This window comes from Kitasatospora sp. NPDC059817 (genome assembly GCF_042731835.1).
Lineage (GTDB): Bacteria > Actinomycetota > Actinomycetes > Streptomycetales > Streptomycetaceae > Kitasatospora.
Genome location: NZ_JBHWIR010000048.1, coordinates 37081 through 46292 on the forward strand (window position 1 = coordinate 37081; position 9212 = coordinate 46292).

Annotated in this window: 5 protein-coding genes; all 5 read left to right on the plus strand. The window is 72.4% G+C overall.

Annotated elements, in window-relative coordinates:
- Window positions 1-501 precede the first annotated feature (501 nt).
- The gene (locus ACFV61_RS13190; RefSeq protein ID WP_380491634.1) at window positions 502-3435 is read left to right on the plus strand and encodes a putative bifunctional diguanylate cyclase/phosphodiesterase; all 2934 of its coding nucleotides are present in this window, start codon (window positions 502-504) and stop codon (window positions 3433-3435) included.
- A 333-nt stretch (window positions 3436-3768) separates the two neighbouring features.
- The gene (locus ACFV61_RS13195) at window positions 3769-5622 is read left to right on the plus strand and encodes an acetolactate synthase large subunit (protein WP_380491630.1); all 1854 of its coding nucleotides are present in this window, start codon (window positions 3769-3771) and stop codon (window positions 5620-5622) included.
- Window positions 5623-5658: 36 nt separating this feature from the next.
- Window positions 5659-6183 (plus strand): acetolactate synthase small subunit, encoded by a 525-nt coding sequence (gene ilvN / locus ACFV61_RS13200; protein ID WP_030302941.1) that lies wholly within the window; start codon window positions 5659-5661, stop codon window positions 6181-6183.
- A gap of 115 nt (window positions 6184-6298) precedes the next feature.
- The gene (ilvC, locus tag ACFV61_RS13205) at window positions 6299-7297 is read left to right on the plus strand and encodes a ketol-acid reductoisomerase (RefSeq protein ID WP_063347727.1); all 999 of its coding nucleotides are present in this window, start codon (window positions 6299-6301) and stop codon (window positions 7295-7297) included.
- A 237-nt stretch (window positions 7298-7534) separates the two neighbouring features.
- On the plus strand, window positions 7535-9124 hold the full coding sequence (gene serA, locus ACFV61_RS13210) for a phosphoglycerate dehydrogenase (RefSeq protein ID WP_063347726.1): 1590 nt from the start codon (window positions 7535-7537) through the stop codon (window positions 9122-9124).
- Window positions 9125-9212: the final 88 nt, after the last annotated feature.

Here is a 9212-nt window from a genome sequence, read left to right on the forward strand (position 1 = left end):
GCGCCCGGCGCCGGGCCTCCTGACCGTCTCCGGTCCGGGCGGCCCGGGGCCGGGCGCCGTCGCGTGCTCCCGTGCGCGCCGCGTGAGCCCCTGGTCGCGCGCCGCCGCCAATCGGGCCGATCCGCCGGAATCGGGTGCATTTCCCCACCTCCTCGCCATTACTCTAAGTTGAGTGCATGTGTCATTGAGTGACGGATTTGGTGTAGGGTCCCGATCGGGAACATCGGTGCGGTGTGGTGACCGGAAGGCCGCCCACCCCCTGGGCCTCCGTCCTGACGGGGCGCCAGGCCGCCGCGTACGACCGAGAGGCGCGCGGCCGGTGGCCCGTGGCCGGGGCGCCAGGCCCCGGGCCGGAGGGGGAGAGGCCGAGTGAGCTCCACCGATACGGTGCTGCCCGGGGCCGGACGGCCGGGCGTGCCACCCGCCGACGCGTCCGAGCCCGACACGTCCGCGCCCGGCGCAGCCGCAGCCGGCCCGCCCGCCCCCGGCCGGCGCGGCCCGCTGGGCCGGCTCCGGGAGAGCCGGACGCTGCCCGGCCTCGTCCTCGGCGCGCTCTGCCTGGCCTACGCCCTGGGCGCCGCCACCGGCTGGGGATCCTTCCAACTCTCCATCTTCATGGGCGACTTCGGCCTGGCCGCGGCGGCGCTCGCGGCCGCGCTGTCCTGCCTGGTGTACGGCTGCACAGCCGGCGGGCGCGCCCGCCCGGCCTGGCTGCTGTTCGGCCTCTCCTCGCTCATGGTGGCCTGCGGCAACGGCACCTGGGGCTGGTACGAACTGGTCGCCCGCAGCCCGCTGCCGCAGGACTCGCTCGCCGAGTACGCCTTCCTGCTGTTCTCCCCGCTCGCCATCACCGGTGTCCTGGTGCTCGCCCAGCGCCCGCGCTCGGCCGCCGGCTGGCTCTGCCTGCTGCTCGACGGCTGGCTGATCGCCGGCTCGCTGTTCACCCTCAGCTGGAGCCTGGCGCTCGGCCGGATCGCCGCCGGCGAGGTCGGCTCGCCACTGCGGCTGGCCCTCAACCTGGCCTACCCGGTGCTGGACATCCTGCTGGTCAGCCTGGTCGTCGGGCTGCGCTTCGGCGGCCGGGACGGCAACCGGGCGGCCGTGCACACCGCGATGGTGGCGCTGGCCGTCACCGTCCTGTGCGACGCCCTGTTCACCTCCCCGGAGCTGCGCAGCAGCTACCGCTCGGGCGAACTGCTGGACGCCGGCTGGTTCTCCGGCAGCCTGCTGCTGGCCTGGGCGCCGTGGTCGCCGCGCTGGCGCCGCCCGCTGCGCGAGCACCCCTCGGCCGGAGGCCTGCCGCGCCGCCGGGTGGCCACCACGTTCAGCGCGCTCACCCCGTACGCGGCCGCCGCGGTGTGCACCGCCGGGATCCTCTACAACGCCCTCGGCGGGCGGGAATTGGACCGGGTGGTGGCCGCGGCGGCCTGCACCGTCGGCCTGGCGCTCATCCTGCGCCAGGGCGTGATGCTGCTCGACAACCTCTCGCTCGCCCAGGAACTCGCCCACAAGGAGGCGCACTTCCGCTCCCTGGTGCAGGGCTCCAGCGACGTCATCATGATCGCCGGTGCCAACGGCGTGCTCTCCTACGTCTCCCCGGCCGCACTCGGCGTCTACGGGCGGGACCCGGAGGAACTGGTCGGCGGCAACCTGCTGGACCTGGTCCACCCGGAGGACGTGGACCGGGTGCTCGCCGAGGTCCGCCGCTACCTGGCGAGGGTCCGGCTCACCGCCCACCGCTCCCCGGGCACCGCCGAGCCGTCCGCCCGGGTGGAGTGCCGGATCAGCTCCGGCGGCGGCGAGTGGCTGCACGTCGAGTCGACGGTCAGCCGGCACCGTGACGGCCTGATCCTCAACAGCCGGGACGTGACCGAACGCGTGATACTCCAGGCCCAGTTGCAGCACAACGCCTTCCACGACCCGCTCACCGACCTGCCCAACCGGGCGCTGTTCGCCCAGCGGCTGCGGGCCGCCCTCGGCGCCCGCGGCCAGCAGGGCGAGGGCGGCGCCGGGGTCGCGGTGCTCTTCCTCGACCTGGACGGCTTCAAGGCGGTCAACGACACGGCCGGCCACCAGGTGGGCGACGAACTGCTGGTGCAGGCGGCCCGCCGGCTCCAGGGGGCCGTCCGCTGCGGGGACACCGTCGCCCGGTTCGGCGGCGACGAGTTCGCCGCGCTGGTCTGCGGCCCGCTCGGCCGGCTCCAGGTCCAGGAGCTCGCCGAACGGCTGCGGATCGCGCTCTCCGAGCCGTACTGGATCGGCGGCGCCGAACTCGGTGTCGCCGCCAGCATCGGCATCGCCTTCGGCACCCCCGAACGCGGCCCGGCCGCCGACCCGAGGGCGGCCACCGACGAGCTGATGCGCAACGCCGACCTCGCGATGTACCGGGCCAAGTCCGAGGGCAAGGGCCGGGTGGTGCTCTACAACCCCGCGATGCGGGCCGATCTGGAGCGCCGCACCGAACTGGAGGAGCGGCTGCGGGCCGCCGTCCGGGAGGGCGGCTTCACCCTGCTCCACCAGCCCGTGGTGGACCTCGGCAGCGGCGCGGTGACCGGCGTCGAGGCGCAGGCCCGCTGGCGTTCGGCGGGCGGCCTGCTGCTCACCCCGGCCGAGTTCCTGCGCTCGGCCGACCACGGCGACGCGGCCACCCGGTTCTCCCGCTGGCTGGTCCAGGAGGCGGTGACGGCCGCGGCCAACCGGCGCGGCCAGTCCGGCCGCAGCCGCAGCGGCCCCGCGCCCGTCCCGGTCGCGGTCCGGCTCTCCACCGAGCGGCTGTGCTCGCCCGGCCTGTACGAGACGGTGGCCGCGGCGCTGCGCGACAGCCGGCTGCCGGCCGGCGAGCTGGTGATCGAGGTGGCCCGGATGGGCCCGGACTCGCTCGCCGACGAACTCGGCCGCCGGCTGGCCGCGTTGCGCCGGCTCGGGGTCACCACCGTGCTGGCCGGCTACGGCGCCGGCAGCGGTTCGCTCGGCGAGCTGGCCCGGCTGCCCCTGGACGGCCTCAAGCTGGACCGCACGCTGGTACAGGACCTCGGGGAGTCCGCGCTCAGCCGCACGCTCGCCGGGCACGCCCTGCGGCTCGGCCACGACCTCGGCCTGGTCACCGGCGCCGAGGGGGTGGACCTGCCCCGCCAGGTCGCCGCGCTCCAGGAGCTGGGCTGCCGACAGGGCCAGGGTTCGGCCTTCGCGCCGCCACTGGACGAGACCCGGCTGCGCCGGGCGCTGGTGCGCCGCGGCTACCCGCTGCCCAGACCGCTCGGCTCGGTCTCGGCCCGGCGCGCGTACCTGGCCGCGGAGGCCCGGACGGGTGGCCGCGGGGAGGGCGGCGGGGGGCGTGTCGTGCATCACCACGGTGCCCCCGACCTGCCCGAACGCCGCGCGGTGACCGGTCCAGGGCCAGGTCCGCATGGCGAGACGGTCATCCCACCTGCTTGACACGTGCCCCCGGACAGGAGGAGGGTCGTTGCCATGCGCACCCGAATTCTCGTACTTGGCGGGCGCGTCGGCTGAGCGGGTTCACACCCCCCGCTTGTGACAGACCGACGCGCCACCCCTCGCATGCCCTTGGCACGAGGGGTTTTTTGTTGCACTGACGCTGTTCCACCACCGCAAGACCCCTGGCCCCGACCGCCCGATCCGCCCCGATTCGCGGGGAGGAAGCGGGACGATTGAGGCAGAGCCGGCGATCGGCCCGAAACCGGGACCCCACCCTCGCACCACCGGGGCCCGAAACCACCGGGCCGGCACATTCCGAGAAGAGACAGGCAGATGACTGAGCACGCCGCATCCCCCCGCCGCGGGGACACCACGGCCGCCCACGCTCCCGCTCCCCAGCACGTCGTCGAAACCATGACCGGCGCCCAGTCGCTCATCCGCTCGCTGGAGGCCGTGGGCGCCGACACCGTCTTCGGCATCCCGGGCGGGGCCATCCTTCCCGCGTACGACCCGCTGATGGACTCGGCCAAGGTGCGCCACATCCTGGTCCGCCACGAGCAGGGCGCCGGCCACGCCGCCACCGGATACGCCCAGGCCACCGGCCGGGTCGGGGTCTGCATGGCCACCTCCGGCCCGGGCGCGACCAACCTGGTGACCCCGATCGCCGACGCCTACATGGACTCGGTGCCGATGGTCGCGATCACCGGCCAGGTCTCCTCCAAGGCGATCGGCACCGACGCCTTCCAGGAGGCGGACATCTGCGGCATCACCATGCCGATCACCAAGCACAACTACCTGGTCACCGACCCCGCCGAGATCCCCCGGGTGATCGCCGAGGCGTTCCACATCGCCGCCACCGGCCGCCCCGGCCCCGTCCTGGTCGACATCGCCAAGGACGCGCTCCAGGCCACCACCACCTTCCGCTGGCCGGTCGAGCTCTCGCTGCCCGGCTACCGCCCGGTCACCAAGCCGCACGCCAAGCAGATCCGCGAGGCCGCGAAGATGCTGGTGGGCGCCAAGCGCCCGGTGCTGTACGTCGGCGGCGGCGTGATCAAGGCACAGGCCACCACCGAGCTGCGGATCCTCGCCGAACTGACCGGCGCCCCCGTGGTCACCACCCTGATGGCGCTCGGCGCCTTCCCCGACAGCCACCCGCAGCACCTGGGCATGCCCGGCATGCACGGCTCCGTCCCGGCCGTCACCGCGCTCCAGAAGGCCGACCTGCTGTTCACCCTCGGCGCCCGCTTCGACGACCGCGTCACCGGCAAACTGGACAGCTTCGCCCCGCACGCCAAGGTCGTCCACGCCGACATCGACCCGGCCGAGATCGGCAAGAACCGCCCCGCCGACGTGCCGATCGTCGGCGACGCCCGCGAGGTGCTGGCCGATCTGATCGTCGCCGTCCAGGCCGAGTTCGACGCCGGCCACAAGGGCGACTACTCGCAGTGGTGGGAGAAGCTCGACGAGTGGAAGAAGACCTACCCGCTGGGCTACGAGCCCGCCCCGGGCGGCCGCCTCTCCCCGCAGCAGGTCATCGAGCGGATCGGCCGGCTGGTCGGCCCCGAAGCGATCTACGCCGCGGGCGTCGGCCAGCACCAGATGTGGAGCTCGCAGTTCATCCGGTTCGAGAAGCCGGGCACCTGGCTCAACTCGGGCGGCGCGGGCACCATGGGCTACGCCGTCCCCGCCGCGATGGGCGCCAAGGCCGGCCGGCCGGACACCGCGGTCTGGGCCATCGACGGCGACGGCTGCTTCCAGATGACCAACCAGGAACTGGCCACCTGCGCCCTGAACGACATCCCGATCAAGGTCGCGGTCATCAACAACGGCTCGCTCGGCATGGTCCGCCAGTGGCAGACGCTGTTCTACAACCAGCGCTACTCCAACACCGTGCTGCACGCCGGCCCCGACCACGACGGCATCGCGCCGCCGGCCCAGGGCACCCGGATCCCCGACTTCGTCCTGCTGTCCGAGGCGATGGGCTGCGTCGGCCTGCGCTGCGAGCGCCCCGAGGACCTCGACGCCGTCATCCAGCAGGCCATGGAGATCAACGACCGCCCGGTCGTCATCGACTTCATCGTCCACCAGGACGCCATGGTCTGGCCGATGGTCGCGGCCGGCACCAGCAACGACGAGATCCAGTTCGCCAAGGGCGTCCGCCCCGACTTCGGCGACGACCTCGACTAACGCCCCCCTTCAACTCCAGAGCGCCTGAGGAACCCCATGTCCAAGCACACCCTCTCCGTCCTGGTCGAGAACAAGCCCGGCGTGCTCGCCCGCATCGCCGCCCTGTTCTCCCGTCGGGGCTTCAACATCGACTCCCTCGCCGTCGGCCCGACCGAGCATCCGGACGTGTCCCGGATGACCATCGTGGTCAACGTCGAGGACCTCCCGCTGGAACAGGTCACCAAGCAGCTCAACAAGCTCGTGAACGTGATAAAGATCGTCGAACTCGACCAGTCCGCTGCGATCCAGCGGGAACTGGTCCTGGTGAAGGTCCGCGCCGACAACGAGACCCGGTCGCAGATCGTCGAGATCGTCCAGCTGTTCCGTGCCAAGACGGTCGACGTGTCCCCGGACGCGGTGACCATCGAGGCCACCGGAAGCTCGGACAAGCTGGAGGCCATGCTCCGGATGCTGGAGCCTTACGGCATCAAGGAGTTGGTCCAGTCCGGCCTGGTCGCCATCGGGCGCGGCGCCCGTTCGATCACGGACCGCTCGTTGCGCGCCCTCGACCGCAGCGCCTGAGCACCCCCGAGACGCAGGCCGTCTCACACCCTGAAGCACCGCCCCACGCCCCCGCCGGTACGCCTACCGTAGAGAACGCGTACCCGGCAACCATCACGCAAGGAGATGTGCCCCCGTGGCCGAGCTGTTCTACGAAGACGACGCCGACCTGTCCATCATCCAGGGCCGCAAGGTCGCGGTCATCGGCTACGGCAGCCAGGGCCACGCCCACGCGCTGTCCCTGCGCGACTCCGGCGCCGACGTCCGGGTCGGCCTGAAGCCGGAGTCCAAGTCCCGTGCCAAGGCGGAGGAGGCCGGCCTGCGCGTCGTCACCCCGGCCGAGGCCGCGGCCGAGGCCGACGTCATCATGATCCTGGTGCCGGACCCGATCCAGGCCGACGTCTACGAGGCCGACATCGCCCCGCACCTGAAGGCCGGCGACGCCCTGTTCTTCGGCCACGGCCTGAACATCCGCTTCGGCTTCATCAAGCCCCCGGCGGACGTCGACGTCTGCATGGTCGCCCCGAAGGGCCCGGGCCACCTGGTCCGCCGCCAGTACGAGGAGGGCCGCGGCGTCCCCGCGATCGTCGCCGTCGAGCAGGACGCCTCCGGCAAGGCCTTCGACCTGGCGCTGTCCTACGCCAAGGGCCTGGGCGCCACCAAGGCCGGCGTCATCAAGACCACCTTCACCGAGGAGACCGAGACCGACCTGTTCGGTGAGCAGGCCGTCCTGTGCGGTGGCACCGCCGCCCTGGTGAAGGCCGGTTTCGAGACCCTGGTCGAGGCCGGCTACCAGCCGGAGATCGCCTACTTCGAGTGCCTGCACGAGCTGAAGCTCATCGTCGACCTGATGTACGAGGGCGGCCTGGAGAAGATGCGCTGGTCGGTCTCCGAGACCGCCGAGTGGGGCGACTACGTCACCGGCCCGCGGATCATCACCGACGCCACCAAGGCCGAGATGCGCAAGGTCCTCGCCGAGATCCAGGACGGCACCTTCGCCAACACCTGGATCGCCGAGTACAAGGCCGGTCTGCCCAAGTACAACGAGTACAAGAAGGCCGACGAGGACCACCTGCTGGAGACCACCGGCAAGAAGCTGCGCTCGCTGATGAGCTGGGTCGACGACAAGGCCTGAACCGGCCTCGGGCTCTGCCCGATTTTGTAACTTCCTTGTACAAGTAGGCTGCTCTCGTCCGGGTGATTTCGCCGGACGGGAGCAGCCTGGTACCCAGCCCGTCGATACACTCCGAGTGCGCGTCAGGCCCACAGCGTCGTGCGTCTACCTACGCGGCATGCCACCTTCCCCCCGCCGTCCACGCCACCCACGTGCCGGGGAGAACCGCAGAGTTAAGGACACACTGTCGTGAGCACTGTGACATCCAAAACCGCCGTCGTCCTGATCGCCGAAGAGCTGTCGCCCGCCACCGTCGACGCCCTCGGCCCCGACTTCGAGATCCGCCACTGCAACGGCGCCGACCGCACCGAGCTGCTCGGCGCGATCGCCGACGTCGACGCGATCCTGATCCGCTCCGCCACCAAGGTCGACGCGGAGGCGCTGGCCGTCGCCCGCAAGCTCAAGGTGGTCGCCCGGGCCGGGGTCGGCCTGGACAACGTGGACGTCGCCGCCGCCACCAAGGCCGGCGTGATGGTCGTGAACGCGCCGACCTCCAACATCGTCACCGCCGCCGAACTCGCCTGCGGCCTGCTGATCTCCGTCGCCCGCAACATCGCGCCGGCCAACGCCGCGCTCAAGCAGGGCGAGTGGAAGCGCAACAAGTACACCGGCGTCGAGCTGAGCGAGAAGACCCTCGGCGTCGTCGGCCTCGGCCGGATCGGCGTCCTGGTCGCCCAGCGGATGTCCGCGTTCGGCATGAAGATCGTCGCGTACGACCCCTACATCCAGGCCGCCCGCGCCGCCCAGATGGGCGTCAAGCTGGTCACCCTGGAGGAGCTGCTGGAGGTCTCGGACTTCATCACCGTCCACCTCCCCAAGACCCCCGAGACCATCGGCCTGATCGGCGACGAGGCGCTGCACAAGGTCAAGCCGACCGTGCGCATCGTCAACGCCGCCCGCGGCGGCATCGTGGACGAGGAGGCGCTCGCCAACGCCCTGCGCGACGGCCGGGTGGCCGGCGCCGGCCTGGACGTGTACACCAAGGAGCCGTGCACCGACTCCCCGCTGTTCGGCTTCGACAACGTGGTCGCCACCCCGCACCTGGGCGCCTCCACCGACGAGGCGCAGGAGAAGGCCGGCATCGCCGTCGCCAAGTCGGTGCGCCTGGCGCTGGCCGGCGAGCTGGTGCCGGACGCCGTCAACGTCCAGGGCGGCGTGATCGCCGAGGACGTGCGCCCGGGCCTGCCGCTGGCCGAGAAGCTCGGCCGGATCTTCACCGCGCTGGCCGGCGAGGTCGCCGTCCGGCTCGACGTCGAGGTCCGCGGCGAGATCACCCAGCACGACGTGAAGGTGCTCGAACTGTCCGCGCTGAAGGGCGTGTTCGAGGACGTGGTGGCGGAGACGGTGTCCTACGTCAACGCCCCGCTGTTCGCCCAGGAGCGCGGCGTCGAGGTCCGCCTGACCACCTCCAGCGAGAGCGCCGAGCACCGCAACGTGATCACCGTCCGCGGCACGCTCGCGAACGGCGAGGAGATCGCCATCTCCGGCACCCTGGCCGGCCCGAAGCAGACCCAGAAGATCGTCGGCGTGGACGCCTTCGACGTGGACGTCGCGCTCACCGACCACATGGCCTTCTTCAAGTACGAGGACCGCCCCGGCGTGGTCGGCGTGCTCGGCCGCCACCTCGGCGACGCCGGCATCAACATCGCCGGCATGCAGGTCGCCCGCGACGGCGGCGGCGCGCTCGCTTCCATCACCGTGGACAGCCAGATCCCGCAGGACGTGCTGTCGGCGATCGCCGCCGAGATCGGCGCCCGCTTCGCCCGCTCGGTCGACCTGGGCGCCTGAGCCCGACGCCCCCCGGGGGGGCGGGCGCGGGGGCGCGCGCGGCGGCGCGGAGGGCGGGGCGGGCGCGGGGGGCGCGCGCGGGTTGGGG